Annotated in this window: 29 protein-coding genes; 23 read left to right on the top strand and 6 right to left on the bottom strand. The window is 66.7% G+C overall.

Annotated elements, in window-relative coordinates; genetic code table 11:
* Positions 1 to 21 precede the first annotated feature (21 nt).
* Positions 22 to 939 carry a flagellar motor protein MotB gene (locus tag ABL308_13035; protein ID XBQ15868.1) on the bottom strand — a complete coding sequence of 306 codons (918 nt, stop codon included), beginning with the start codon at positions 937 to 939 and terminating at the stop codon, positions 22 to 24.
* Between the two features lie 84 nt (positions 940 to 1,023).
* Between ABL308_13035 and ABL308_13030 the strand changes: the two genes are divergently transcribed.
* The 4 genes from ABL308_13030 to ABL308_13015 are packed head-to-tail and all read left to right on the top strand — an operon-like array spanning position 1,024 to position 4,045.
* A complete protein-coding gene (locus ABL308_13030; GenBank protein XBQ15867.1) occupies positions 1,024 to 1,503 on the top strand; it encodes a flavin reductase family protein in 480 nt (159 codons plus the stop codon).
* An 8-nt stretch (positions 1,504 to 1,511) separates the two neighbouring features.
* Complete coding sequence (locus ABL308_13025; GenBank protein XBQ15866.1) at positions 1,512 to 2,396, top strand: NAD(P)-dependent oxidoreductase; 885 nt, start codon at positions 1,512 to 1,514, stop codon at positions 2,394 to 2,396.
* Positions 2,397 to 2,401: 5 nt separating this feature from the next.
* The gene (locus tag ABL308_13020; GenBank protein ID XBQ15865.1) at positions 2,402 to 3,397 is read left to right on the top strand and encodes a TIGR00341 family protein; all 996 of its coding nucleotides are present in this window, start codon (positions 2,402 to 2,404) and stop codon (positions 3,395 to 3,397) included.
* Between the two features lie 3 nt (positions 3,398 to 3,400).
* Complete coding sequence (locus tag ABL308_13015) at positions 3,401 to 4,045, top strand: trimeric intracellular cation channel family protein (GenBank protein ID XBQ15864.1); 645 nt, start codon at positions 3,401 to 3,403, stop codon at positions 4,043 to 4,045.
* Here ABL308_13015 and ABL308_13010 read toward each other — a convergent pair.
* Entirely contained in the window at positions 4,008 to 4,202 is a 195-nt protein-coding gene (locus ABL308_13010; GenBank protein XBQ15863.1) for a hypothetical protein, read from the bottom strand. The genes ABL308_13015 and ABL308_13010 overlap by 38 nt on opposite strands.
* A 211-nt stretch (positions 4,203 to 4,413) precedes the next feature.
* On the opposite strand from ABL308_13010, the gene ABL308_13005 reads away from it, so the two are divergent.
* Positions 4,414 to 5,082 (top strand): DUF4396 domain-containing protein, encoded by a 669-nt coding sequence (locus ABL308_13005; protein XBQ15862.1) that lies wholly within the window; start codon positions 4,414 to 4,416, stop codon positions 5,080 to 5,082.
* An 89-nt stretch (positions 5,083 to 5,171) separates the two neighbouring features.
* Here the strand turns inward: ABL308_13005 and ABL308_13000 are convergent, their stop codons facing one another.
* Positions 5,172 to 6,308 carry a PLP-dependent aspartate aminotransferase family protein gene (locus ABL308_13000; GenBank protein ID XBQ15861.1) on the bottom strand — a complete coding sequence of 379 codons (1,137 nt, stop codon included), beginning with the start codon at positions 6,306 to 6,308 and terminating at the stop codon, positions 5,172 to 5,174.
* Positions 6,301 to 7,284: a porphobilinogen synthase gene (hemB, locus tag ABL308_12995; protein XBQ15860.1), complete on the bottom strand. Its 984-nt coding sequence runs from the start codon at positions 7,282 to 7,284 to the stop codon at positions 6,301 to 6,303. The genes ABL308_13000 and hemB overlap by 8 nt, the downstream gene beginning before the upstream one ends.
* Positions 7,285 to 7,353: 69 nt before the next feature.
* Here hemB and ABL308_12990 point away from each other — a divergent pair, with 69 nt between their 5' ends.
* From ABL308_12990 to ABL308_12970, 5 genes are all read left to right on the top strand, one after another.
* Complete coding sequence (locus ABL308_12990) at positions 7,354 to 8,490, top strand: isobutyryl-CoA dehydrogenase (protein XBQ15859.1); 1,137 nt, start codon at positions 7,354 to 7,356, stop codon at positions 8,488 to 8,490.
* Positions 8,491 to 8,570: 80 nt separating this feature from the next.
* Positions 8,571 to 9,620: an enoyl-CoA hydratase/isomerase family protein gene (locus tag ABL308_12985; GenBank protein XBQ15858.1), complete on the top strand. Its 1,050-nt coding sequence runs from the start codon at positions 8,571 to 8,573 to the stop codon at positions 9,618 to 9,620.
* 6 nt (positions 9,621 to 9,626) lie between these two features.
* Complete coding sequence (gene mmsB, locus ABL308_12980) at positions 9,627 to 10,550, top strand: 3-hydroxyisobutyrate dehydrogenase (GenBank protein XBQ17741.1); 924 nt, start codon at positions 9,627 to 9,629, stop codon at positions 10,548 to 10,550.
* A gap of 147 nt (positions 10,551 to 10,697) precedes the next feature.
* Positions 10,698 to 11,912, top strand: coding sequence for a 5-aminolevulinate synthase (gene hemA, locus ABL308_12975; protein ID XBQ15857.1), 1,215 nt, complete (start codon positions 10,698 to 10,700; stop codon positions 11,910 to 11,912).
* Complete coding sequence (locus tag ABL308_12970) at positions 11,912 to 12,157, top strand: serine hydroxymethyltransferase (GenBank protein ID XBQ15856.1); 246 nt, start codon at positions 11,912 to 11,914, stop codon at positions 12,155 to 12,157. Before hemA ends, ABL308_12970 begins: the two co-directional genes overlap by 1 nt.
* A 16-nt stretch (positions 12,158 to 12,173) precedes the next feature.
* On the opposite strand, the gene ABL308_12965 is transcribed toward ABL308_12970, so the two are convergent.
* Complete coding sequence (locus ABL308_12965; protein XBQ15855.1) at positions 12,174 to 12,602, bottom strand: MucR family transcriptional regulator; 429 nt, start codon at positions 12,600 to 12,602, stop codon at positions 12,174 to 12,176.
* A 232-nt stretch (positions 12,603 to 12,834) separates the two neighbouring features.
* Here ABL308_12965 and glyA point away from each other — a divergent pair, with 232 nt between their 5' ends.
* The 10 genes from glyA to ABL308_12915 all read left to right on the top strand — a co-directional run bounded on the left by glyA (position 12,835) and on the right by ABL308_12915 (position 21,847).
* The gene (gene glyA, locus ABL308_12960; GenBank protein ID XBQ15854.1) at positions 12,835 to 14,151 is read left to right on the top strand and encodes a serine hydroxymethyltransferase; all 1,317 of its coding nucleotides are present in this window, start codon (positions 12,835 to 12,837) and stop codon (positions 14,149 to 14,151) included.
* A 1-nt stretch (position 14,152) separates the two neighbouring features.
* Entirely contained in the window at positions 14,153 to 14,653 is a 501-nt protein-coding gene (gene nrdR, locus ABL308_12955) for a transcriptional regulator NrdR (GenBank protein XBQ15853.1), read from the top strand.
* Positions 14,650 to 15,312, top strand: a complete 663-nt coding sequence (locus tag ABL308_12950; GenBank protein ID XBQ15852.1) for a RibD family protein — start codon at positions 14,650 to 14,652, stop codon at positions 15,310 to 15,312. Before nrdR ends, ABL308_12950 begins: the two co-directional genes overlap by 4 nt.
* A 5-nt stretch (positions 15,313 to 15,317) precedes the next feature.
* The gene (locus tag ABL308_12945) at positions 15,318 to 15,953 is read left to right on the top strand and encodes a riboflavin synthase (protein XBQ15851.1); all 636 of its coding nucleotides are present in this window, start codon (positions 15,318 to 15,320) and stop codon (positions 15,951 to 15,953) included.
* Entirely contained in the window at positions 15,950 to 17,101 is a 1,152-nt protein-coding gene (gene ribB, locus ABL308_12940; GenBank protein ID XBQ15850.1) for a 3,4-dihydroxy-2-butanone-4-phosphate synthase, read from the top strand. Before ABL308_12945 ends, ribB begins: the two co-directional genes overlap by 4 nt.
* The gene (locus tag ABL308_12935; protein ID XBQ15849.1) at positions 17,091 to 17,525 is read left to right on the top strand and encodes a 6,7-dimethyl-8-ribityllumazine synthase; all 435 of its coding nucleotides are present in this window, start codon (positions 17,091 to 17,093) and stop codon (positions 17,523 to 17,525) included. Before ribB ends, ABL308_12935 begins: the two co-directional genes overlap by 11 nt.
* Positions 17,522 to 18,022: a transcription antitermination factor NusB gene (gene nusB, locus ABL308_12930; protein ID XBQ15848.1), complete on the top strand. Its 501-nt coding sequence runs from the start codon at positions 17,522 to 17,524 to the stop codon at positions 18,020 to 18,022. The genes ABL308_12935 and nusB overlap by 4 nt, the downstream gene beginning before the upstream one ends.
* Entirely contained in the window at positions 18,022 to 19,011 is a 990-nt protein-coding gene (gene thiL, locus ABL308_12925; GenBank protein ID XBQ15847.1) for a thiamine-phosphate kinase, read from the top strand. Before nusB ends, thiL begins: the two co-directional genes overlap by 1 nt.
* 24 nt (positions 19,012 to 19,035) lie before the next feature.
* Complete coding sequence (locus tag ABL308_12920) at positions 19,036 to 19,521, top strand: hypothetical protein (GenBank protein XBQ15846.1); 486 nt, start codon at positions 19,036 to 19,038, stop codon at positions 19,519 to 19,521.
* 175 nt (positions 19,522 to 19,696) lie between these two features.
* Positions 19,697 to 21,847, top strand: a complete 2,151-nt coding sequence (locus tag ABL308_12915; protein ID XBQ15845.1) for a sodium-translocating pyrophosphatase — start codon at positions 19,697 to 19,699, stop codon at positions 21,845 to 21,847.
* A gap of 101 nt (positions 21,848 to 21,948) precedes the next feature.
* Here ABL308_12915 and bamE read toward each other — a convergent pair whose 3' ends face one another.
* Positions 21,949 to 22,452 carry an outer membrane protein assembly factor BamE gene (gene bamE, locus ABL308_12910; protein ID XBQ15844.1) on the bottom strand — a complete coding sequence of 168 codons (504 nt, stop codon included), beginning with the start codon at positions 22,450 to 22,452 and terminating at the stop codon, positions 21,949 to 21,951.
* A gap of 101 nt (positions 22,453 to 22,553) precedes the next feature.
* Here bamE and ABL308_12905 point away from each other — a divergent pair, with 101 nt between their 5' ends.
* The 3 genes from ABL308_12905 (at position 22,554) to ABL308_12895 (ending at position 25,249) form a co-directional block, all read left to right on the top strand.
* Entirely contained in the window at positions 22,554 to 23,120 is a 567-nt protein-coding gene (locus ABL308_12905; protein XBQ15843.1) for a ubiquinol-cytochrome C chaperone family protein, read from the top strand.
* 98 nt (positions 23,121 to 23,218) lie between these two features.
* Complete coding sequence (plsX, locus tag ABL308_12900; GenBank protein ID XBQ15842.1) at positions 23,219 to 24,271, top strand: phosphate acyltransferase PlsX; 1,053 nt, start codon at positions 23,219 to 23,221, stop codon at positions 24,269 to 24,271.
* Positions 24,272 to 24,274: 3 nt separating this feature from the next.
* A complete protein-coding gene (locus ABL308_12895) occupies positions 24,275 to 25,249 on the top strand; it encodes a beta-ketoacyl-ACP synthase III (protein XBQ15841.1) in 975 nt (324 codons plus the stop codon).
* The last annotated feature ends 46 nt before the right edge of the window (positions 25,250 to 25,295 follow it).

Genomic DNA, 25,295 nt, shown 5'->3' with positions numbered 1-25,295 from the left:
AAACCCGTTTTCTGCGCCCGCTCAGAGCCGGCGGTCGGGCGGGATGACCGGAGCTTCGCGCAGAAGCGTGATCGACAGGCGGCGATTGCCCGGAAGATAGGGATCGTCGGGGAAGAGGGGCTCTGCGCCCGCCTTGCCGCGCACCTCGGCGATGCGGTGCTCGGGAATGCCCGAGCCTGTGAGTACGCTCAGCGCCGCGTTGGCGCGCGCCGAGGAGAGCTCCCAGTTCGACGGACCGGAAGCCGGCGCCGGGCTCGCATCGGTGTGACCGGAGACGCTGATCCGGTTGGGCAGGCGGGCCGCGATCTCGGCGATCGCGCGCAGCAGCACGCTCGCCCGCTCGTTGGGTTCGACCTGGCCGGGGTTGAACATCGGCCGGCCTTCCTGGTCGATCAGCTGGATGCGCAGCCCTTCGGGCGTCTCCTCAATGATCACATGACGCGACAGCTCGGCCAGTTCAGGCATGTCCTGCAGCGCCTGGCGCAGGGACTGCTCGGCGCTTTCGAACTGGGCGGCCTCGCGGCGGGCCAGCGCGTTCGCCACTGCGTCGACGGTCGGTTCGGGCTCGGCGGAGCTCTCAGCGCCGGTGTCGGGGCTTTCCTGCTCGCGGTCGCGCACCTCGGCGGGGCGGGGGGCGAGGCGGTCGACGACCGAGGCCGAGCCGGAACCGCGCACGCCTTCCTCGCCGAACGCCGTGCCTGCGAGAATGCCGCCCGAGCCGGAGGTGGACTGGCTGACGCTGGCCGGGGCGAAATAGTCCGCAATGCCCTGGCGCTGCTCGGGTTCGGTATTGTTGATGAGCCACATCATCAGGAAGAAGGCCATCATCGCGGTCACGAAGTCGGCATAGGCGACTTTCCACGCGCCGCCATGGTGGCCGTGCCCGCCGCCCTTCTTGACTTTCTTGATGATGATCGGTTGATCCGTCGCCATGCTCATCCACCCTTCGGCACCTTACAGGGCGTTGTAAGCGCCTTAGGGTTAAGGGCCGGTTGCCCCGGCGCGAATCAGGAGTTCGATCCATTGGACAAGGCGCGCGGCTTTCGCGACGCGCTCGGCCGGTACCCCACCGGCGTGGCGCTGATCACCTTCATGGACGCCGGGCGGGCCCGCGCGATGACGGTGAACTCCTTTGCTTCGGTCTCCCTCGATCCGCCGCTCATCCTGTGGTCGGTCGCACGCGATTCCCTGCGCTACAAGGCGTTCCGGGATGCGCCGGTCTTTGCGGTGAACGTGCTGGGCGCGGACCAGGAGTTTCTCTCCACCGCCTGCGCGCAGAACGACGACCTCGGGGCGTCCGGCGCACAGTTCTCCTCCGGCGCAAACGGCGCGCCGCTGGTCACCGATGCGATCGCCCGGTTCGAATGCGCGCGGCGCGCCGTGCACGAAGGCGGCGACCATGACGTGATCATCGGAGAGGTGACCGGGTTCGATGCGCCGCGCGATGCGCCGGCGCTCGTCTTCTACCGCTCGAAATATCACGCAGCAGGCGCGAAAGCGTAGAGGGTTCAATGGCCAAGATCGCATTTCTCGGACTCGGCGTGATGGGTTTCCCGATGGCGGGCCATCTCGCCGCTTCAGGGCACGAGGTCGCCGTGTGGAACCGCACCTCTGAAAAGGCGCGCAACTGGGCCGCCCGCCATGAGGGCCGCGCCTGCGCCACGATCGAGGAGGCGGTCGAAGGCAGGGACGTCGTCTTCATGTGCCTGGGCGATGATCCGGACGTGCGCGCGGTGGCCGAACCCGCCCTCGAAGCCATGCCCAGCCGTTCGGTTCTCGTCGACCACACGACCGCCTCGGCCGAACTCGCCCGCCAGCTTCACGAAGCCGCGCTCGCCGCTGGCGAGATCGGCTTTCTGGACGCGCCGGTGTCCGGCGGGCAGGCGGGGGCGGAGAACGGTCAGCTCTCGGTCATGTGCGGCGGGGACGCGGCCGTGTTCGAGCGCGCCGAGCCGGTGATGCAGGCCTACGCCAAGGCGGTCGTTCATTGCGGCGAGGCCGGGGCCGGTCAGCTGACCAAGATGGTCAACCAGATCTGCATCGCAGGCGTGGTGCAGGGGCTCAGCGAAGGGCTTCACTTCGCAAGGCGCGCCGGGCTCGATCCCGAAACGGTGATCGGCGCGATCTCCAAAGGCGCGGCGCAGAGCTGGCAGATGGAAAATCGCTGGCGCACAATGGTCGAAGGCGAGTTTGATTTCGGGTTCGCTGTGAACTGGATGCGCAAGGATCTTCGCATCGCGTTTGAAGAGGCGCGAAACAATGGCGCGCGGCTCCCCGTCGCGGCGCTGGTCGATCAGTTCTACGCCGAAGTCCAGGCCATGGGCGGCGAACGCTGGGACACCTCCAGCCTGATCGCCCGGCTCGAAAACGCCGATACGCCGGCTCGCAAAGGATAGCGGCCTTGCGCCTGATCGAGGTCTCCTTTCCTGACGGCGAACGGGTCCAGCCGCTTCTGAAAGCGACGCTGAAGACCGGTCCGCTCGATCATCGCCTGACAGAGCCCGACGCCCGCGGCCGCCGCCTCCTGCGCCTGGTTTTCCGCGACGGCGACGGGCAGAAGGCGGTCGATGCGATCCAGGCGCTGCTCGAAGACGAGGACGACTGGCGGCTCGTCGTCCTGCCCGTAGAAGCCACCGCGCCGCGCGTCGATGAAAGCGCCGATCAGGCCACGCAGAAGCAGCGCCGGACGCTGGCGCTTCGTGAAGAGCTTTACGAGGACGTCGCCAAGGGCGCGAAGCTCAACTCCGATTTCGTTTTGCTGACAGCGCTCTCGACCATCGTGGTGGTCTTCGGTCTGAGCGCCGACAACGTCGCTGCGGTGATCGGCGCGATGGTGATCGCGCCGCTTCTGGGGCCGATCCTCGCATTCAGCTTCGCCTCCGCGCTCGGCGATCTTTCGCTCATGGGCCGGGCGGCGAAGACCGCAGCGGCAGGGCTGGCGCTCGGCCTTCTCATCAGCTTCGCGATCGGGCTCGTCTACGACCCCAATCTTTTCTCCGACGAGCTGATGAGCCGCACCGTAGTGGGGCTGGACAGCCCTGCGCTCGCGCTCGCAGCAGGCGCGGCCGCCGCCCTGTCGATCGCCACCGGACTTCCAGCGGCGCTCGTGGGCGTCATGGTCGCCGTCGCGCTGCTGCCGCCTGCAGCCGCGGCGGGGCTGCTGGCCGGGGCGGGGGAGTGGACGCTCGCCGCGCGCGCCGCGCTTCTGCTTTCGATCAATGTCGTGGCGGTCAATCTCGCCGCCTTGCTCGTCTATTTCTTCAAGGGCGTCAGGCCCCGCACCTGGCTCGAGCGGCGTTCGGCCAAGCGCTCTGTCTATGTGAACGCGGCGGTGTGGCTGGTGCTCATTCTCGCGCTCAGCGCGCTTGCGGCGCATTTCGCTGCAACGAGCGCCTGACCCATGCCCGAGCTCGTCACCGTCGCGCTCGTCTTCATCGCGCTCGATTTTGCGGGCATCGCCCTGTTCGCGCTCTCCGGCGGGATCATCGCCGCCCGGAAAGGCCTGGATCCGTTCGGCGCAGCTGCGATCGGGGTGGCCGCGGGCATGGGCGGGGGGACCATTCGCGACATCCTTCTCGGGGCGCTGCCGGTCTACTGGATCGAAGCGCCGCAATACCTCGCCGTCGCGGTTATTGCAGGCGTTGCAGGCTATTACGGCTCGGAGCTCGTGCGCGGTGAGACCGGCGCCCGCCGACGGGCGCTCGTCTGGGCTGACGCGGCGGGGCTCAGCGTGTTCTGCGTGCTCGGCGCGCAGGCGGGGCTCGAAGCGGGCGCGCACTGGTCGATCGCGCTCGTCACCGGCGTGCTCAGCGCCGCGTTCGGCGGCGTGCTGCGGGACGTCATCGTCAACGACGTGCCGCTGATCTTTCGCGAGGACGTCTATGCGCTCGCCGCCCTGTTTGGGGCGGGCGTTTACGTGATCCTGGTCGCTCTAGGTCTCGGCGAAAGCCTCGCCGCACCCATCGCTGCGCTGGCGGCCTTCGCGCTCAGGGGCTGCGCGATCGTGTTCAGGTGGAGCCTGCCGCCGATCGGGAAGGTGGATTGAGCGGAACGGGCTTCATCGCAGCGATCGCGACGGCTGCGCAAACACCGATCAGCGCCGGGATGATCACCAGCATGCTCCAGGCCGGCCAGTCGCGGGGCAGCAGCGAGATCAGCGCGCTCATCGAACCGATTGCGATCACGGGGACCAGAAGCATCATCCGGCCGCTCACGTCCCAACCGTAGCGTTCGCCGCAATGCGGGCATGTCGGTCGTGCGTGGGCGCTCATGCTGAGATAGGCGGCAACGCCAAGCGTCTGGTCGCAATGCGGACACGGCTTCATCGCATACATCCTCCCAGGCAGAGAATGCCATTCAATGGCGTCCTGCGTCCAGCGCGAACGCGTTTGATCTCGGTGCGTTAAGGCTCACATGCAGACCGTATTCTCGCTTCTCGAAAGCCCGTGGCTGCTCGCGTTTCTGGTCGCCCAGGCGGCGTGCGCGGTGGTGATCCTCGTGCTCGACATCCGCAAGAACAACCCGGCCATGCCCTCGATGATGAAATGGGTGTGGGGGTTCTCGGTCGCCTATTCGGGCTTTTTCGGCCTCTTGATCTACTGGTCGAGCGGCCGGCCGAAAATCTCCGACGATCGCGACTGGCGGCGCGGCTTCCGGTCGACGGCGCACTGTTATTCAGGATGCGGCATGGGCGAGATTTCCGGCGTGGTCATCGCCGTGGGCCTGCTCTCGCTTTCAAACATCTGGGTCGCTGCGATCACCTTCACGCTCGCCTACGTCTTCGGTTACGCGGCGACGGTGTTCCCGATGATGCAGGAGGGGGTGGATCTCAAGACCGCGCTCAAGGACGCGGTCTATTCCGAAACCGCCTCCATCGCGGTTATGGAGATCGTCGCCATCGGTGCTGACCTCTATCTCGCCGGGGAGGCGGGGATGGGTAGCCCGCGCTTCTGGAGCGCGCTGATCATCTCGCTGACGCTCGGCTTCGTGGCCGCCTGGCCGGTGAACTACCTGCTGGTCAAGCTCGGCGTGAAGGAAGGCATGGGCGATCCGCGCGAGTACGGCCAGGCCGCCGAAGCCTGAGCATGCCCTGAATTCCCGGCCGAATCCCCGGACTTGATCCGGGGGAAGCGCCGGGACCTCCTTCAGAGCGAGACGCCATCTTCCGCGCCTCAGACCCGCTCCAGCGCCTGCATCATGTCCGCGACCAGATCGGCTTCCGCCTCGATCCCGCAGGACAGTCGCACCAGATCGTCCGGGGTCGGGCTCTCCGGGCCTTCGATCGGTTTTCTGTGCTCGATCAGGCTCTCCACCCCGCCGATCGAGGTCGCCTGAAGGAACACTTCGGTCGACGTGGCGAGCCTTGCGGCGGCTTTCGCGCCGCCTTTCACCCGCACCGACAGAAGCCCGCCGAACCCGCCGGTCATCTGACGCGCCGCGACAGCGTGACCGGGATGGGTCTCGAGGCCGGGATAGAGCACCGCGTCCAGCTTGGGATGACCCTGCAGCGCCTTCGCCAGCGCCATCGCGTTCGCGCTCTGCCGCTCGAACCGGACGAACAGGGTGCGCATGCCGCGGATCAGCAGCCAGGTCTCGAGCGCGCCCGGAACCGCACCAGCGAGGCTGTGATGGGCGCACAGCCGCGCCCAGCGCTCGTCTTCGGCCTTCGTGACCACCGCGCCCGCCAGCACGTCGGAATGGCCGTTCAGATACTTTGTGCACGAATGCATGACGAGGTCCGCGCCATGCTCCAGCGCGCGCGTGGTGCAGGGCGGCGAACAGGTGCCGTCCACGGCCAGGACTGCGCCAGCGTCGCGCGCAGCCTCATGGGCTTCGGCGATGTCGACGACCGTCCAGGCGGGGTTGGCCGGGGTTTCTACCCAGATCAGTTCGGGGAAGGCCTCGCGGGCCTTGGCGGCGAGATCGCCGGGGATGGACGGATCGAAAAAGGCGAGCCTGATACGGCCAGATGATTCAATGTGTTGCAGCAGCTTCTTCGCGCCGTAATACATCTGCGTCTGCGCCAGGATCACCGCGCCCGGCTTCACCGTGTCGAATACTGCGGCCGCCGCCGCCAGTCCCGAACCGAACAGCCGCGCCGCCGCTCCGCCTTCCAGCGCAGCGAGGATGTCTGCGGCGTGCAGCTCGGTCGGCCCTTGCGGGCGGCGGTAATCCATCGGCCCGACGAGCTGGTTATGCGCGTCCCGCATGAAGGTCGTCGAGGCGTGAAGCGGCGGGATCACCGCGCCGGTCTCGGGATCGGTCCGGTGCAGCGCCTGCGCGGCGAGGGTGGCGGGCTGCTTATCCATTCAGGATCTTCGCCGCGCGCGGCGCGAAATAGGTCAGGATCCCGTCCGCGCCGGCGCGCTTGAACGCCAGCAGGCTTTCCATCATCGCGCGCTCGCCGTCGATCCAGCCGTTCGCGGCGGCCGCCTCGATCATCGCGTATTCGCCCGAGACCTGAAACACATAGGTCGGGACCTGAAACTCCAGCTTCACCCGCGCGACGATGTCGAGATAGGCCATGCCGGGCTTGACCATGACCATGTCCGCGCCCTCGTCGAGATCGAGCTCGACCTCGCGGATCGCCTCGTCGGTGTTCGCCGGGTCCATCTGATAGGTCTTCTTGTCGCCCTGGAGCGCCGCGGAGGACCCGATCGCGTCTCGATAGGGCCCGTAGAAGGCCGAGGCGTATTTCGCCGCATAGCTCAGGATCAGGACATGCTCGAAGCCCTCGGAATCGAGCGCTTCGCGGATCGCGCCGACCCGGCCGTCCATCATGTCGCTCGGTGCGATCACGTCGCAGCCCGCGCGCGCCTGCATCAGCGCCTGGTTGACCAGCCGCTCGACGGTTTCGTCGTTGAGGATCTTCCCGTCATTCAGAACGCCGTCATGGCCGTGATCGGTGAAGGGGTCGAGCGCGACGTCGCAGATGATCCCGACCTCCGGGGCGGCGTTCTTCATCGCCTTGATCGCGGTCGCGACGAGACCTTCGGGATTGTCCGCCTCGGAGCCTTCGGGATTCTTCTTGCCCGGATCGACGTTCGGAAAGATCGCGATGGCGGGAATGCCGAGATCGCGCGCTTCGACGGCGGCCTTCGCGGCGTCGGCGACCGTCAGACGGCTGACGCCCGGCATGGAGGGCACGGATTCCGACATGGACTTGTCGGTTATCACCATGGTCCAGACGAGATCGTCGGGGGTCAAAACGGTCTCGCGCATCAGCCGGCGCGACCAGTCGGTTGCGCGCATCCGGCGCAGGCGCGTGGTTGGGAAGCGGCTCATCTCGGTGTATCTGGCCTCTCGATTCGACTTCGCGGCCCGGCCGCGCCGCCCGTTTTAGGAGGTTTCGACGTGCATTTCGAGCTGACCGAAGAGCAAGCCCTCATCCAAGATGCGGCGCGCCGTTTCGCCGAAGATCGCCTGAAGCCCAACGCGGCGGAATGGGACGAGAAGAAGCACTTCCCCGTCGACGTCCTTAAAGAGAGCGCCGAACTCGGCTTCGCCGGCATCTACACCCGCGACGATGTCGGCGGATCGGGCATGAGCCGCGTCGACGCCGCGCTGATCTTCGAGCAGCTGAGCCGGGGCTGCGTGTCCACCGCAGCCTTCATCTCGATCCACAACATGGTCAGCTGGATGATCGACAGCTGGGGCAGCGAAGAGCAACGCCAGCGCTGGCTTCCCGATCTCACGGCGATGAACAAGATCGCGTCCTACTGCCTGACCGAGCCGGGCTCGGGCTCGGACGCGGTCGCCATGCGCACCAAGGCGGTTCGCGACGGCGATCACTACGTGCTGAACGGCTCGAAAGCCTTCATCTCCGGTGCGGGGACCAGCGACGTCTATGTCGTGATGTGCCGCACGGGCGATGCGGGGCCCAAGGGGGTCTCGGCGATCGTGGTGGAGAAGGGGACCGAAGGGCTCAGCTTCGGCGCCAACGAGAAGAAGATGGGCTGGAACTCCCAGCCCACGGCGGTCGTCAATTTCGAGGACTGCCGCGTGCCGGTCGAAAACCGGCTGGGCGAGGAGGGGCAGGGCTTCTCCTTCGCCATGCAGGGGCTCAACGGCGGACGGATCAATATCGGCGCCTGCTCGCTGGGCGGGGCGGCCGAGGCGACTGAGCTGGCGCTTGAATACGCCAAGGGTCGCAACCAGTTCGGCAAGGCGATCGCGGACTTTCAGGCGACCCAGTTCAAGCTCGCCGACATGGCGACCGAGCTCGACGCGTCCCGCCTGATGCTGCTGCGCGCCGCCGACGCGCTCGACCGCAAGGATCCGGCCGCGCCGAAATACTGCGCCATGGCCAAGCGCTTCGCCACCGATCTGGGGTTCAAGATCGCCAACGACGCGCTGCAGATCCATGGCGGCTACGGCTATCTGAAAGACTATCCGATCGAGCGCATCGTGCGTGACCTCCGGGTCCACCAGATCCTTGAGGGCACGAATGAGATCATGCGCGTCATCATCGCCAAGGATTTGCTGAAATAGGCCCGGGCGCCTCGCCTTGACCGGCGAGGGTTGACGCGCGATGCCCTCCGCACCACTCCGAACCGCCAGAGAGGCCTTTCATGACCGAGGACGTCATCATCCGCAGGACCGGCTCTGTCGGCCGGATCACGCTGAACCGGCCGAAAGCGCTCAACGCACTCAATCAGGACATGGTCGAGGCGATGACGCAGGCGCTGCTCGACTGGGCCGAGGACGACGCGGTGAAGGCGGTGGTCGTCGACGGCGAGGGCGAGAAGGGGTTCTGCGCGGGCGGCGACATCCGGATGCTGGCCGAAAGCGGCAAGGCGGGCGACGGACGCGCCTGGACCTTCTGGCGCGACGAGTACCGGCTGAACACGCTGATCGAGGAATACCCCAAACCCTATGTGGCCCTGATCGATGGCGTGACGATGGGCGGCGGGGTCGGTGTGTCCGTGCACGGCGAGTTTCGTGTGGCGGGCGATCGCACGCTGTTCGCTATGCCCGAAACAGGGATCGGGTTTCACCCGGATGTGGGCGGCGCTTATTTCCTGCCGCGTCTCTCCGGGGAGCTCGGGACCTGGATGGGCCTGACCGGCGCGCGGCTGAAAACGGCGGACTGCATCGCGTCGGGCGTCGCGACCCACTACGTGCCCACCGAGCGGTTCGGCGAGCTCATCCATGCGCTCGAGACCGAGAACCTTGATCCGCACGGCGACCGTATCGACGCGCTGCTCGACGGGTTCGGCGGCGACGCCGGAGAGAGCGAGCTGGGCGTACGCGCCCCAATGATCGACGCGGCCTTCGCCGGTGACGATCTTTCCGCGATCCATCAGCGCCTGAAGGACGCCGGCGATCCGTGGAGCGAAAAGCAGGCCTCGATCCTGAACACCAAGTCGCCGACCTCGCTCGCCGTCACGCTCGCCGCCCTGCGCAAGGGCGTTGATCTCAGCTTCCGCGACGTGATGGTCCAGGACCTGCGCGTCTCCACCCGCTTCCTGCGCGAGGGCTCGGATTTCTATGAAGGCGTGCGTGCGGTGATCCTGGACAAGGACAATTCGCCGAACTGGGGTGACCAGGCGACAGACGCTGAAGTGGCGGCGTATTTCGAGCCGCTGCCCGACGATCAGGAAATGACGTTTCTGGACTGAAGCCGAATACTTTTAAGGGAGGCCCGCATGGCCGAGATCGCATTCATCGGACTTGGAAACATGGGCTCGGGCATGGCCGCGAACCTGGTGAAGGCCGGCCACGCCGTGCGCGCCTATGATCTCAATCCCGACGCGGTGAAGGCGCTGGCTGAAAAGGGCGCGAAAGCCGCCTCCAGCGTCGAGAACGCCGTCGAGGGCGCGGAAGTGGTCGTCACCATGCTGCCCGCCGGCCCGCATGTTCGATCGATCTATCTCGGCGACGCAGGTGTGCTGTCGCTGGCCGGGAAAGACACCGTAGTCATCGACTGCTCCACCATCGATGTGGAGACCGCGCGCGAGGTCGGCGAGACTGCAGCGAAAGCCGGGTTCAGCTTCGTCGACGCGCCGGTTTCCGGCGGGGTCGCTGCGGCCGAAGGCGGCACGCTCACCTTCATGGTCGGCGGCCCTGAAGAGGCCTTCGCCAAGGCCGAACCGATCCTTCAGAAGATGGGCAAGGCGGTGATCCGGGCCGGCGACGCCGGCGCCGGGCAGGCGGCGAAGATCTGCAACAACATGCTGCTCGCCGTACACATGATCGGCACCTGCGAGGCGATGAACCTCGCGATCAAGCTCGGCCTCGACCCGCAGAACTTCTTCGACATCGCCTCCAAGGCGTCGGGGCAGAACTGGTCGCTGACGAGCTATTGCCCGGTCCCCGGGCCGGTGCCCGCCGCGCCGTCCAACCGCGATTACAAGCCCGGCTTCGCCGCGCCGATGATGCTCAAGGATCTCAAGCTCGCCATGGGCGCGGCCCATCGCGCGAACGCCTCCACGCCGATGGGCGCGCAGGCCGAGGCGCTCTACGAGATGTTCGTGAACAATGGCGGCGAGGGTCAGGATTTCTCCGGCGTCATCAAGCTTCTGTCGGGCGAGCTGAAGCCAAGCGCTTGAGTTTGCGAAACAGTTTCAAACAAGGGCCGCGACCTTTAGTCATCCGGGGGGCGACGAAGCGGGCGGTTCGGTCTATGTCGAACGGGTGACATAGACCAGCAACGGAGAGCCGCCGGTTCCGCCCCTTCGCGTGCCGGCGCGGACGCCATGGATTATCGCAGCGCATTCAAGGCTTCGCTCGCGCGTGTTCGCGCCGAGGGCCGCTATCGCGTGTTCGCCAATCTTCGCCGGGTTCGCGGCGAGTTCCCTCGCGCGCGCTGGCGGACCGAAGACGGCGACGTGCGCGAAGTCGTGGTCTGGTGCTCGAACGACTATCTGGGCATGGGCCAGAGCCCCTGCGTGACCGGCGCGATGAAGCAGGCGATCGACGATGTCGGGGCCGGCGCGGGCGGTACGCGGAACATCTCCGGCACGACCCACTACCATGTCGAGCTCGAAACCTCTCTGGCCGACCTTCACCAGAAGGAAGCCGCGCTGCTCTTCACCTCGGGCTACATCGCCAACCAGGCGACGATCGCGACGCTGGGCAAGATCCTGCCCGGCCTGATCATCTTCTCGGACGCGCTCAATCACGCCTCGATGATCGAAGGGGTGAAGAACGCGAACTGCGAGAAGCATGTCTGGCGGCATAACGACATCGACCATCTCGAACAGCTTCTCAAGGCTGCGCCGAAAGACGCGCCGAAGCTGATCGCGCTCGAGTCGGTCTACTCGATGGACGGCGATATCGGCCCGCTCGAGGCGGTATGCGATCTCGCCGACAAGTACGGCGCGCTGACCTATCTCGACGAAGTGCACGCGGTCGGGCTGTACGGGCTGCGCGGCGGCGGGGTCGCCGAGCGCGACGGCCTGCTTCACCGGTTCGACATCATCGAAGGCACGCTGGGCAAGGCGTTCGGCGTGATGGGCGGATACATCGCCGCAGACGAGGTCATCGTCGACGCGATCCGCTCGTGGGCTCCGGGGTTCATCTTCACGACTTCGCTCGCCCCGGCGCTCGCCGCTGGCGCGCGCGCCAGCGTGGAGTACCTCAAAAGCGCGCATCATCTGCGGGAATCCCATCAGGAGCGCGCCGCGACGCTTAAGCGCCGTTTCCGCGAAGCGGGCCTGCCGGTGATGGACTCCGAGACCCATATCGTGCCGCTTCATGTCGGCGATCCGGTGCTATGCAAGCGGATGACCGACGAGCTTCTGGAGAAGCACGGCATCTACGTACAGCCGATCAACTATCCCACCGTCCCGCGCGGGACCGAACGGATGCGGCTGACCCCGACGCCGCTGCACGACGACGCGCTGATGGACGAACTCGTCGAGGCGGTGAGGGCGGTTTACGCCGTCCATGCAGCGGAGAAGGTGGCCTGATGAGCGAGCCGCTCGAAGGTCGCGAAGTGATCTTCGAGTTTGTCGCGATCGGCGATTCGGTGCGCGTCGCCGCGGTCGACGTCGCCACCGGCGAGGAAGTCGTGGTCACCGGGCCGCGCTCGGCCGCCCAGCTTGATCTCGAACGCATCGCGGGCCGCAAGCTCGCCCGAAAACTCGGTCTCGTCTCGAAAGACGGTTCGGAAACGAAAACGCCCCGGCGTGGCGGCCGGGGCGTCATCGTCTGAAACGGCGAAGAAAGGCTTATTTGCCTTTCTTGCGGCCGCCGCGGCCCAGGCCGATTTCCTTGGCGAACTCGGAGCGGCGCTTGGAATAGTTCGGCGCGACCATCGGATAGTCGGCCGGCAGGCCCCACTTCCGGCGATAGTCTTCCGGGCTCATGTGGTACTGCGAGCGCAGATAGCGCTTGAGCATTTTCAGCTTCTTGCCGTCTTCCAGGCAGACGATGTAATCGTCGGTCACCGATTTGGAGACCGGAACCGCCGGCTTCGCCTTGGGCTCGGGCTTGGGCTGGTCGGTCGCAATGTCTTTCATCGTGGCGTGCACGGACTTGATCATGTCCGGAACGCTCTCCGCCGGCACCGAATTGTGCGTAAGGAAAGACGCGACGATGTCGGTCGTCATGCGCAGCAGTTCTTCGTTATCGACGGTCGGAATGTGCTCTTCGTTCATCATATGATCCTGAAGTGGTTTTGACCCGGTCCGAATCCCTCGGATTGGCGGCTGTATATGAGCCCACTGTCTTGAGCGCAAGTAAACAGCTGAATAAAATCACGCCTCATTGCTTTTGTTTTGCCAGTTCATGGTTGAGCGGTGCGCAGCTTCGGGCTGACGCCTCGCGTGGTTGTCGCCCGCCGCGCCGGGCCGTATGTAAAGACCCCAAGCAGATGGAGCACAGGCGCCCATGGCCGACGCGCACGCGAACGATCCCGCGAACCCCTTCTTCACGCAGGCGCTCGGCGCGGCCGACCCCGAGCTCGCCGACGCGATCTCGAAGGAGATTCGGCGTCAGCAGACCCAGATCGAACTGATCGCGTCTGAGAACATCGTCTCGCGCGCCGTACTGGAAGCGCAGGGTTCGCCGCTCACCAACAAGTACGCCGAAGGCTATCCGGGCCGGCGCTATTACGGCGGCTGCGAGTTTGTCGACATCGCCGAGGAACTCGCCATCGAGCGCGCGAAAAAGCTGTTCGGCGCGGCCTACGCGAACGTTCAGCCCAACTCGGGCAGCCAGGCGAATCAGGCGGTCTTTCTCGCTCTGCTCAAACCGGGCGACAAGATTCTCGGGCTCGATCTCGCCGCCGGCGGTCACCTGACCCACGGGGCGCGTCCGAACATTTCCGGCAAGTGGTTCGAGGCCCATTCCTACGGCGTGCGCGAAGACGACGCGCTGATCGACTACGACAAGCTCCGCGAACAGGCCCGGGAGATCCGGCCGCAGATGATCATCGCGGGCGGGTCGGCCTATCCGCGCACGATCGATTTCAAGGCGTTCCGCGAGATCGCCGACGAGGTCGGCGCCTATCTCCTCGTGGACATGGCCCATTTCGCCGGCCTGGTCGCGGGCGGCGCCTATCCCAGTCCCGTCGAATACGCGGACGTTTGCACCACGACCACGCACAAGACGCTGCGCGGGCCGCGCGGCGGCATGATCGTTTCGCGCGACGCCGAGCTGGGCAAGAAGTTCAACTCCGCGGTCTTCCCCGGCCTTCAGGGCGGCCCGCTCATGCACGTCATCGCAGCCAAAGCGGTGGCCTTCGGCGAGGCGCTGCGGCCTGAGTTCAAGGCCTATGCGCGCAACGTGGTCGAGAACTGCAAGGCGATGGCCGGCGCGCTCGGCGAGGCGGGTTTCGACCTCGTCTCCGGCGGCACCGACAGTCATGTCGCGCTCGTCGATCTCAGGCCGAAAAGCCTGACCGGCGACATTTCGGAGAAGGCGCTCGAACGCGCCCACATCACCTGCAACAAGAACGGCGTGCCGTTCGACCCCGAAAAGCCGATGGTGACCTCCGGGCTCCGTATCGGTTCGCCGGCCGGGACCACGCGCGGCTTCGGTGCGGCTGAGTTCCGCCGGGTGGGCGAGATGATGGCCGAAGTGCTCGACGCGCTCGCCGCGAACCGTGACGGCGACGCCGCCGTCGAGGGCCGTATCCGCGAGGAAGTGATCGCGCTGTGCGACCGCTTCCCGATCTATCCCGAACTCAACGTGGAGCGCGCCTGACTTGCGCTGTCCTTTCTGCGCGAACCCCGACACCCAGGTGAAGGACTCCCGCCCGGCTGAGGACAGCCAGGCGATACGCCGGCGCAGGCTCTGCCCGGGGTGCGGGGCGCGTTTCACCACGTTCGAGCGCGTTCACCTGCGCGACCTCAACGTCATCAAGTCCGACGGAACGCGTGAGCCGTTCGAGCGCGAGAAGCTCGCCAAGTCGATCAATCTCGCAGCCCAGAAGCGGGCGATCGATCGCGATCGGCTCGATCAGATGATCTCCGGCATCGTGCGCAGGCTGGAAAGCGGCGGCGAGCCGGACGTGCCGTCCAAGACGATCGGCGAGCTGGTCATGGACGGGCTGCGCCATCTCGATACCGTGGCTTATGTGCGCTACGCCTCGGTCTATCGCGACTTCAAGGAAGTCGACGACTTCTCGAACTTCATCCGCCAGCATCACCTCAACGGCGAGGATGACGCGCCCGACGACGAGGGCGGAGAAGGGGACGAGGCGTGAGCGAGCCGCCGCGCCCGACGGTCACGCTCAAGCTCGCCACCTCGCTCGACGGAAAGATCGCGCTCGGCGACGGCCGGTCGAAATGGATCACGGGGCCCGAGGCGCGTGAGGCGGTTCATCACATGCGCGCCGCACACGACGCCGTTCTGACCGGGGTGGGGACCGTGCTCGCAGACGACCCGCAGATGACCGCACGGCCTGGCGGCGCGCCGAGCGAGCATCAGCCGCTGCGGGCGGTGATGGACAGCCGTCTGCGCACGCCGGCCGATTGCGCGCTGCTGAAAGCCGGCCCCGCGACGCTCTTCCACGCGAAGACCGACACAGACGCCCAGGCTCTGTCGTCGAACGGGGCGCGGCTGGTCGCGGTCGAGACTGACGGTGCGGGCAGGGCATCCCTTACGGCGGCGCTGCGAGCACTGTTCGAAGACGGCGTGCGCAGCCTGATGATCGAGGCGGGCGGGACGCTGGCGGGCGCGGCGGTGCGCGAAGGCCTGGTCGACAGGATTGAATGGTTCCGCGCGCCCACGCTGATCGGCGGCGACGGGCGGCCTTGCGTCGCAGCGCTCGGCCTTGAGAGCCTGGGCGCTGCGCCCATCTTCACCCGCGTCAGCGTACGTGAGGCGGGCGCGGACCTCTGGGAAACCTACGAGCGGGGCTGAGCCGAATGTTCACAGGCATCGTCACGGCGATCGGCAGAATCGCGAAAGTCGAGGATGGCGCCGTGCGCCGGCTGCATGTCGACAGCCCGTATGCGCCCGAAAGCTTCGAGCTCGGCTGCTCTGTCGCCCACGATGGTGTGTGCCTCACCGTCGTCGCGGTCGAAGCGCAAGAGGGCGGCGCGCGTCACGTTGTGGAAGTCTCTCCGGAGACCCTTGCGCGCACGACGTTCGGCGCAAAGAGCGAGGGCGCGCGCCTCAATCTCGAGCGCTCGCTGAAAGTGGGCGACGAGCTCGGCGGCCATATCGTTCAGGGCCATGTCGACGGGGTCGGCGAGGTGGTCTCCCGCCGCGACGCGGACGGCTGGATCACGTTCGAGATCGCCGCCCCTGAAGCGCTGTCTCCCTTCATCGCCGAGAAAGGCTCGATCGCCGTGGACGGCGTGTCGCTGACCGTGAACGGCGTGGACGGCGACCGGTTCTCGCTGATGATCATTCCCCACACCGCCGAAGCCACGACGCTGGGCGCGCTGCAGGCGGGAGCGCACGTCAATCTTGAGATCGACGTCATGGCGCGCTACGCCGCGCGCCTGATGCAGTCGCGCCGGCCCGGCGCGCCCGACAGCGAAGGCGCTTCGTCTTGAGCGACACCGCGAACGACACCGGTCCTGAAAGCCCGCTCTCCCCGATCGAGGACATCATCGAGGACGCGCGCAACGGGCGCATGTTCATCCTGGTGGACGCCGAGGACCGGGAGAACGAGGGCGATCTGGTCATGCCCGCCCAGTTCGCCACGCCCGAGGCGGTGAACTTCATGGCCAAGCATGGCCGGGGCCTGATCTGCCTGTCCATGCCACGCGAGCGCGCCGAGGCGCTCAAACTGCCGCTGATGAGCCAGCGCAACGAGAGCCGCCACACGACGAACTTCACCGTCTCGATCGAAGCCCGCGAGGGCGTGACCACCGGCATCTCCGCGCATGACCGCGCCCGCACGATCGCTGCGGCGATCGACCCCACCAAGGGCGCGGACGACATCGTGTCGCCCGGCCATGTCTTCCCGCTCGTCGCGCGCGACGGCGGTGTTCTGGTCCGCGCAGGCCACACTGAAGCGGCTGTCGATGTCGCAAGGCTCGCAGGCTGCAATCCGTCGGGCGTGATCTGCGAGATCATGAACGAAGACGGCTCGATGGCGCGCCTGCCTGAACTCGTCGCCTTCGCCCAACGCCATGGCTTGAAGATCGGCACGATCGCCGACCTCATCGCTTATCGCAGAAAGCACGACCGCTTCGTCGAACGCCGGCTCGACACCGAGGTCGAGACCCGTTGGGGCGGTCCGTTCAAGCTCACCGTGTTCCGCTCGCTCGTCGACAATGTGGAACACGTCGCGATCAGCAAGGGCACGCCGAAAGCCGGCGAGCCGGCGCTCGTTCGGATGCACAAGGTGAGCTTCGCCGACGACGTTTTGGGCGCGCTCGGGGGGCGGTCCGAGCTGGTCGAGCACGGGGTCGAGGCGCTGGCCGCCCATGACGGGCCCGCCGTGATGGTCTTCATCCGGGAGACGAACCCGGCCGCCATCACCGAGCGCTTCGGCGCCGCGCCCGCAGATTCGCCCGACACCCGCGAAGCGCGCCGCTTGCGCGAATACGGCGTCGGCGCTCAGATCCTGCTTGATCTGGGCGTGAGAAAGATGATTTTGCTGTCCACCGCGCCGCAGACCATCGTCGGCCTCGACGGCTACGGCCTCGAAGTCGTCGAGCAGCGCGAGATCGAAGGGGGCCGACATGGCCGATAAGCCTCGGGTGCTGGTGATCGCCGCCCCGTTCTATGAAGACATCGCCGAAGAACTCGTCCGCGGCGCTAGCGGCTATCTCGACGAACAGGGCGCGAGCTATGAGGTCGAGCACGTGCCCGGCGCGTTCGAGATCCCGGGCGTCATCGCGCTCGCCGAAAAGGGCGGGGCCGGCTACGACGCCTATGTCGCTTTGGGCTGCGTGATCCGGGGCGAGACGAGCCATTACGACTATGTGTGCGGAGAAAGCGCACGCGGATTGATGGATTTGTCGCTTCAGGGCGTTTGCCTGGGGTACGGCATCCTCACCGTCGAGAACATCAAGCAGGCGCGCGTGCGCGCCCATGTCGATCAGAAGAACAAGGGCCGGGACGCCGCAGAAGCCGCGCTCGCCATGCTGGCCCTGAAACGGAAATTCGCCCGATGACCGAACCCGAGCGCGCCACCGAGACGCCGGACGCGGCCGAGACTAGATCGCAGCGCCGCGCGCGTCTGCGCCGGTCTGCGCGGCTCTCGGCGGTACAGGCCATGTACCAGATGGAGCTGACCGGTCAGGGCGCGAAATCGGTCGTCATGCAGTTCCGTAATCACCGCTTCGGCCATGAAGGCGAGCCCGGCGAGTATGTCGAGGCGGACGAGGACTTCTTCGCGGATCTGCTCAGCGGCATCGTCGAGCGCCAGGACGATGTCGATCCGATCATCGCCAAAGCCCTGAAGACTGGCTGGAAGCTGTCCAGGCTCGACGCGACCGTGCGGGCGATCCTGCGCGCGGGCGGCTATGAGCTGGTCGCGCGGCCCGACGTGCCGACCGCCACGGTGATCAACGAGTATGTCGACGTCGCGCACGCCTTCTTCGAAGGCCCGGAGCCGGGTTTCGTGAACGCCACGCTCGACACGCTGGCCCGGCAGGTCAGGACCGGCTGATGGCCGGGCAGGGCGGAGAGGGCGAATTCGCCTACATCGCCCGGCGGCTCGCTCCGCTTACTGAAGGCCTGCCCGGCGCGGCCCGTCTGAAGGACGACGCAGCCGTGCTCGCGGTCCCGGCCGGGCGGGAGCTGGTCGTGACGACCGACACGCTGATCGAGGGCCGGCACTTCCCAGAGGAGGAAGACTCTGCGCTCGCGGCCCGCAAGGCACTGCGGGCGAACCTGTCGGATCTCGCCGCGATGGCGGCCGATCCCTGGTGCTATTTTCTGAACATCGTCTGGCCGATCGGCGGGTTCGAGGCGCGGAAGGACGGCTTCGCCGACGGGCTCGCCGAAGACCAGAACCGTTACGGCGTGACGCTCGCCGGGGGAGACACCACCGCCGCCGACGGACCCTGGACCATCGCCGTGACGATGCTCGGGACGGTTCCGGCCGGGCGGGCCGTCCGCCGCGGCGGCGCTTCGGCGGGCGATATCCTTGCGGTCACGGGCACGATCGGGGACGCGTGGCTGGGGCTCGAACACCGGCTAGGACGGATCGATTTTGACGTCGCCGCCGCGGCTCATGTCAGCCGGCGTTTCACTCTGCCCGAACCGCGCATCGCGCTCGCCGAAGCGGTTCGGGCCTACGCGAACGCGGCGATCGATGTCAGCGACGGTCTGATCGCGGACGCCGGACATGTCGCAGACGCCTCTGGCCTGCGCGCCGAGATCGATCTGGGTCGCCTGCCGCTTTCACACGCTGCACGCGGATGGCTCGACAGGCAGGACGACCGGGTCGAGGCGCTGCTCTCGCTCGCAGGCGGCGGCGACGATTACGAGCTGGTGCTCGCCGTGCCGGAAGCCCGGTTCGACGGCCTAAAGGCGATGATCGGCGATGTCGGCCTCACCGCCATCGGAAGGCTCACGGACGGCGCGGCGGGCGCGACCGTCACCTGCGACGGCCGAACGATCGAAGCGCGCCGGAGCGGATTCACGCATTTTTGACGCTGTGGGCGTATAGCTCCGCTCATGGTTCGTACGTTCTTCATTTCGGCGCTTTGCGCCGCCGCTCTGACGGCTGGAGCTTCGGCTGCGCCCGCCGGGCCGGCGCAGGACGACGGTCCGACCGAGGTCTATAACGCGCTTGAAGAAGCGGCGCTCGCGGCCCAGACCGTGTTCGGGCCCGACGAGACCTGCCCGCAGGCGCTCGATGCGCCGGTCGTGGTCGTTCCGGTGGTCCGTGGCGAAGCGGAGCGTCTCGCGGGCTACGCCTTCCTGACCCCGCGGGTCTGCCTCAGGCGGGGAAACCGGTTCGATTACATCGCGAAGGTCCATATCCTGAACGACCGGTTCGTTCGGGCGGGGCACCGCGCCCCGCTTCGGCTTTCCGATGACGAGAGCCTGGATAAGTCGATCACCCACGCCGCCTTTCTCGAGGCCGCCGGAGAGATCATCGAAGCCGATCGTATCGACCGGCTGGACCTGCTCGGCGAGGACGTGCGCTACATCCGGTAACCTAGCGTTCTTATGGGCGTTTCGGGTTTTTTACGGCTTTGTTGCGCCCGGATTGTGGTTTGGGCATAGTCCGACCCCATCGGGGAGGGCTTGAACCGCACTGATTCTTCTTTTCTCCCAACCAAGTGCGGCGGGCGCCTCATAAGAACAACGCCTGTACGGGAAACGAACAGACATGGGTATGGAAGCGCTTTGGCTCTGGCTCGCTGTGGCGGCCGGGGTCCTTTCGATCGTGTATGGCGCGGTGCAGATCCGCTCCATTCTGTCGGCGAGCGCCGGCAATGAACGCATGCAGGAAATCGCCAAGGCGATTCAGGAAGGCGCGGACGCCTATCTGAAGCGCCAGTACACCACCATCGCCATCGTCGGCGTGGTGATCCTGATCCTTGTCGGCGTGCTCCTGGGCTGGGTGGTCGCGATCGGCTTCCTGATCGGCGCGGTGCTGTCCGGCGCGGCTGGCTTCATCGGCATGCTGGTGTCGGTGCGCGCCAACGTGCGTACGACCGAAGCGGCCAAGACCTCGCTTCAGGCGGGCCTGTCGATGGCGTTCAAGGCGGGCGCTGTGACCGGCATGCTCGTCGCCGGTCTCGCGCTCCTCTCGGTCGCGGTCTACTACGCGCTTCTGACCGGCGGGAACGGCTTTGAAAACGCCGAAGGCCAGCGCACGATCATCGACGGCCTCGTGGCCCTCGGCTTCGGCGCCTCGCTGATCTCGATCTTCGCGCGGCTGGGCGGCGGCATCTTCACCAAGGGCGCCGACGTGGGCGGCGACATGGTGGGCAAGGTCGAAGCCGGCATTCCCGAGGATGACCCGCGCAACGCCGCGACCATCGCCGACAACGTGGGCGACAATGTCGGCGACTGCGCCGGCATGGCCGCCGACCTGTTCGAGACCTACGCGGTGACCGTCGTGGCGACCATGGTGCTCGCCTCGATCTACTTCCGCGGCGCGGCCGGCGATTTCGGGCTCGACGCGATGATGGTCTACCCGCTCGCGATCGGCGCGACCTGCATCCTCGCCTCGATCATCGGCGCGTTCTTCGTCAAGCTCGGCAAGGGTTCGACCAATGTGATGGGCGCGCTCTACAAGGGCTTCATCGCCACCGCGCTGCTCGGGGTCGTCGGAACGGCGGTCGCCACACACTTCCTTCTGGGCTTCGGTTCGGAGGCGACGACGTCGACCGGCGTTTCGGTCACCGGCATGGACCTGTTCCTGTGCGGAACGGTCGGCCTGATCGTGACCGGCCTGATCGTGTGGATCACCGAATACTATACCGGCGTCCAGTACGGCCCGGTGAAGTCGGTGGCGCGCGCTTCGGAGTCCGGTCACGGCACGAACGTGATCCAGGGCCTCGCGGTCTCCATGGAGGCCACGGCGCTGCCCGCCCTCGTGATCATCGTGGCGATCGTGACCACCTTCAATCTCGCAGGGCTTTTCGGCATCGCCATTGCCGTGACCACGATGCTGGCCATCGCGGGCATGGTCGTGGCGCTCGACGCCTTCGGCCCTGTGACCGACAACGCCGGCGGCATCGCCGAGATGAGCGAGTTGGAAGGGTCGGTCCGCGACACCACCGACGCCCTGGATGCGGTCGGCAACACCACCAAGGCCGTCACCAAAGGCTACGCCATCGGCTCTGCGGGCCTGGGCGCCCTGGTGCTGTTCGCAGCCTACACCGAGGATCTCAACTACTTCTCGGCCAATCCTGACAGCTATCCCTTCTTCGCCGGGATCGACGTGAACTTCGCCCTGTCCAACCCCTATGTGGTCGTGGGCCTGTTCTTCGGCGGTCTGCTGCCCTTCCTGTTCGGCGGCATGTCCATGACCGCCGTCGGCCGCGCCGCTCAGAAGGTGGTCGAAGAAGTGCGCCGGCAGTTCAAGGAGAAGCCGGGCATCATGCAGGGCACCGAGAAGCCCGATTACGGCCGCGCGGTGGACATCCTGACCACGGCCGCGATCCGGGAGATGATCGTGCCGTCCATGCTGCCAGTGCTGTCGCCGATCGTGCTGTTCACGGCGATCTTCTTCGTCGCGGGCAAGGACCAGGCGCTGGCCGCGGTCGGCGCGATGCTGCTCGGCGTGATCGTGACCGGGCTGTTCGTGGCGATCTCCATGACCGCCGGCGGCGGCGCTTGGGACAACGCCAAGAAGTACATCGAGGACGGCCATCACGGCGGCAAGGGCTCTGAAGCCCACAAGGCGGCCGTGACCGGTGACACCGTGGGCGATCCCTACAAGGACACCGCGGGTCCCGCCGTGAACCCGATGATCAAGATCACCAACATCGTCGCGCTTCTGATGCTGGCGGTGCTGGCCGGGTTCTGATCAAAGGCTGAAGCTTGAAACAAGAAAGCCCCGGCGGTGACGCCGGGGCTTTATTGTCGTGATCGAGCGAGCTGTCGTGGCTTGCGAGTGCAGGCCCGAATTTACATTCCGCCGTCGGGACGTGGGCCGCCAGCGCCACCGGGCAGGTTCTGTTCGCCGCCGAATTGTTCGCTCGGCAGACGGCCGACGTTGCCGAGCAGCTGCTCGAGCAGGGTCAGTTCGCGGCCGCGGGTCGGGGTCTCGCGATCGACCAGCGCCACGACGCGGCCGTCTTCAAGGCCGTACTCTTCCTGCGCGGTCAGCACGCCGGCGTCGTCGAAGGTGAGCTTGATCACGCGGCGTTCGCGCGTATCGGGGCGCAGATAGGCGAGATACTCGCGCGTCGCCGAGATGTAGTACCAGGTGTCGTCCTCGAACGTGCCCCGGGTGGACGGATTGCCCAGCGCGGCCAGCACGCTCGCCTGGGTGTCTTCGCCCGGCGTCAGCGCGGGCATTTCGCCGTCGGGATAGCGGAAGCCGTGGCTCCGCAGGGTCGGGTTGCAGGCGGAAACCATGCCGGCGCTGACGATGACGGCGGCGGCGATGGCGGCGCGGCGAAGTCGCATGACCCCTCCAGAGCTGAGATGCGGTCGGCGGCTATGCGCCGGTCGAGGTTTGACGTAACTGTTCGCGAGCATAGCTTCAAGCGCGCTGATGTGGGAGCCGCATGCGCATGTTCGCCCGCCTGTTCAAGAAAGATTCGATGAAAGCGCCCGCCCGGGCGCTTTACGTGTCCCTCGTGCGCGAAGCGCGCAAGCCCTCGCTCTACGGCCCAGACGGTGCGCCGGACACCGTGGACGGGCGGTTCGATCTCATAACGCTGCACGCCGTGCTGGTCTTCCGCCGTCTGCGGTCGCAAGGCGAGGCGGGCCGGCATATGAGCCAGCTCGTCTTCGACATCATGTTCGACGACATGGACGCGGCGCTGCGCGAGATGGGCACCGGCGATCTTTCCGTAGGTAAGAAAATCCGGGAGATGGGCGAGGCCTTCTACGGACGGGCGAAAGCCTATGAGGCCGCGCTCGACGCGGGCGACGAAGGCGCGCTCGCCGAGGTGATAGAGCGCAATCTTTTCGCCGCAGAAGACGAGGCGGCTGAGGATGCGCCGGTCGAAGCCGGGCCCGCCGCACGCCGTCTGGCCGCCTACGCAGCCGCGTCCGAACGCGCGCTGGCCGATCAGCCGGCCGAAGACCTGCTCGACGGCGCTGCGCCGCGCTTTCCCGCCGCTGCCTGAGGCGCCGCCGGACGCGAGCGCGGCTTGCAAGTCACGGTTCGATGGGTAAGGTCCGACCGCCCCAAGGGGCCTTCGGGACATTCATTGACGGAATTTGCATGACGGCCTCTCTGGTTCTCTCCGTCGACGCCATGGGCGGCGACCATGCGCCCGACAGCGTGATCGAAGGCGCAGCGCACTTCCTCAAGAACCGCCGGCGCCAGGTGCGCTTCCTGCTGCACGGCGATGAAGCGCGGATCGGACCGCTGCTCGATCGGCACGATACGCTCAAGGCGGCGAGCGAGATTCGCCACACCGACAGCGAGGTGGACATGTCCGCCAAGCCGTCCGAAGCGGTACGGCGCTCGCGCGGCTCCTCGATGTGGAACGCCGTGCATGCGGTGAAGGACGGCGAAGCGCAGGTCGCGGTTTCGGCGGGCAACACCGGCGCTCTGATGGCGATCTCCAAGGTCGTCCTGCGGATGAAACCCGGCGTGCACCGGCCTGCGATCGCCGCGAGCTGGCCTGCGCCGAGCGGGTTCTCCACGGTTCTGGACGTCGGCGCGAACGTCGAGGTCAGCCCCGCCCAGCTCGTCGAGTTCGCGGTGTTGGGCGAAGCGTTTCACCGCGCTGTGCACGGGGTTGAGCGGCCGACGGTCGGTCTTCTGAACGTGGGCCAGGAAGAGCTCAAGGGCAGCCAGATAATCCGGGACGCCGATGCGCTGATGCGCGAGGCGGGTCTGGACATGGACTATCGCGGCTATGTCGAGGGCGACGACATTTCAGCGGGCACGACCAATGTCGTGGTCACCGACGGCTTCACCGGAAACGTCGCGCTGAAGACCGCAGAAGGCACCGCGCGCCTGGTCGGCGGCTGGTTCCGTGAGGCGCTGACCGCGACGCTGCCGGGCAAGATCGCCGGAGCGATCCTGTCGCTCGGGCCGCTCACGGCGCTGCGCGCCAAGGTCGATCCGCGCAATGTGAACGGCGGCGTGTTTCTCGGGCTCAACGGCGTCGTGGTCAAAAGCCATGGCGGAACGGACGCGCACGGCTTTGCGACCGCGCTCAGGATCGCGCTCGAGCTGGCAGACAGCCGCTTCCTTACCGAAATTGAAAAGAATCTCGATACCTTGTCCAGAATGGACGTCGCCGCCGGGACGGCGGAAGGATAAGTTTTGACCTCGTATTATTCGCGCATCGCCGGCATCGGAGCCTATCTGCCCGAGAAGGTGCTGACCAACGCGGCGATGGAAGCCATCGTCGAGACCTCCGACGCCTGGATCCGCGAGCGCACCGGGATCGAGCAGCGCCATATCGCAGCGGACGGCGAATATACCTCCGATCTCGGCGCGGCTGCGGCGCGCCGGGCGCTGCTGGCCGCCGGGCTTGAAGCGGACAAGGTCGATCTGATCGTGCTCGCCACGGCGACGCCGGATCTGACCTTTCCGGCGACGGCGACGATCGTTCAGGAAAAGCTCGGCGTCAGGCAGGGCGCGGCCTTCGACGTGCACGCGGTGTGCTCGGGCTTTCTCTACGCCATGGCCACGGCGGACAATTTCATCAAGTGCGGCCAGGCCAAGTGCGCGCTCGTGATCGGCGCGGAGACCTTTTCGCGCATCCTGGACTGGACGGACCGGACGACCTGCGTGCTGTTCGGCGACGGCGCCGGCGCGGCCGTGCTGACCGCGGAGGAGGGCGATCCGGCCGAGCAGAAGGGCCTGTTCCAGACCCATCTGCGTTCTGACGGTCGGTATTGCGATCTGCTCTATGTCGACGGCGGGCCGTCCTCGACCAAGACCGTCGGGCATCTGCGCATGCAGGGCAATCAGGTGTTCCGGCACGCCGTGACGAAGATCGCGGACTCCATGAGCGAAGCCGCCGCAATGGCCGGCGTCGGGATTTCCGACATCGACTGGTTCGTGCCGCACCAGGCCAACCAGCGAATTTTGCTGGGCGTTTCAAAGAAGCTGGGCATTCCGGAGGAGAAGGTGATCTCCACGGTCTCCCGGCACGGCAACACCTCGGCCGCCTCGATTCCGCTGGCCTTCGACCAGGCGATTTCCGACGGCCGGATCAAGCGCGGCGACCTCGTTCTGATGGAGGCGCTCGGCGGCGGGTTCACCTGGGGCGCCGCGTTAGCGCGTTATTGAGCGTTTCCCTATGGTTAACGTTGACCGCGCCGCGCCCGTGCAACTA

Source organism: Oceanicaulis sp., assembly GCA_040112665.1.
Classification (GTDB): domain Bacteria; phylum Pseudomonadota; class Alphaproteobacteria; order Caulobacterales; family Maricaulaceae; genus Oceanicaulis.
This window is presented reverse-complemented; position numbering and strand designations above follow the sequence as displayed.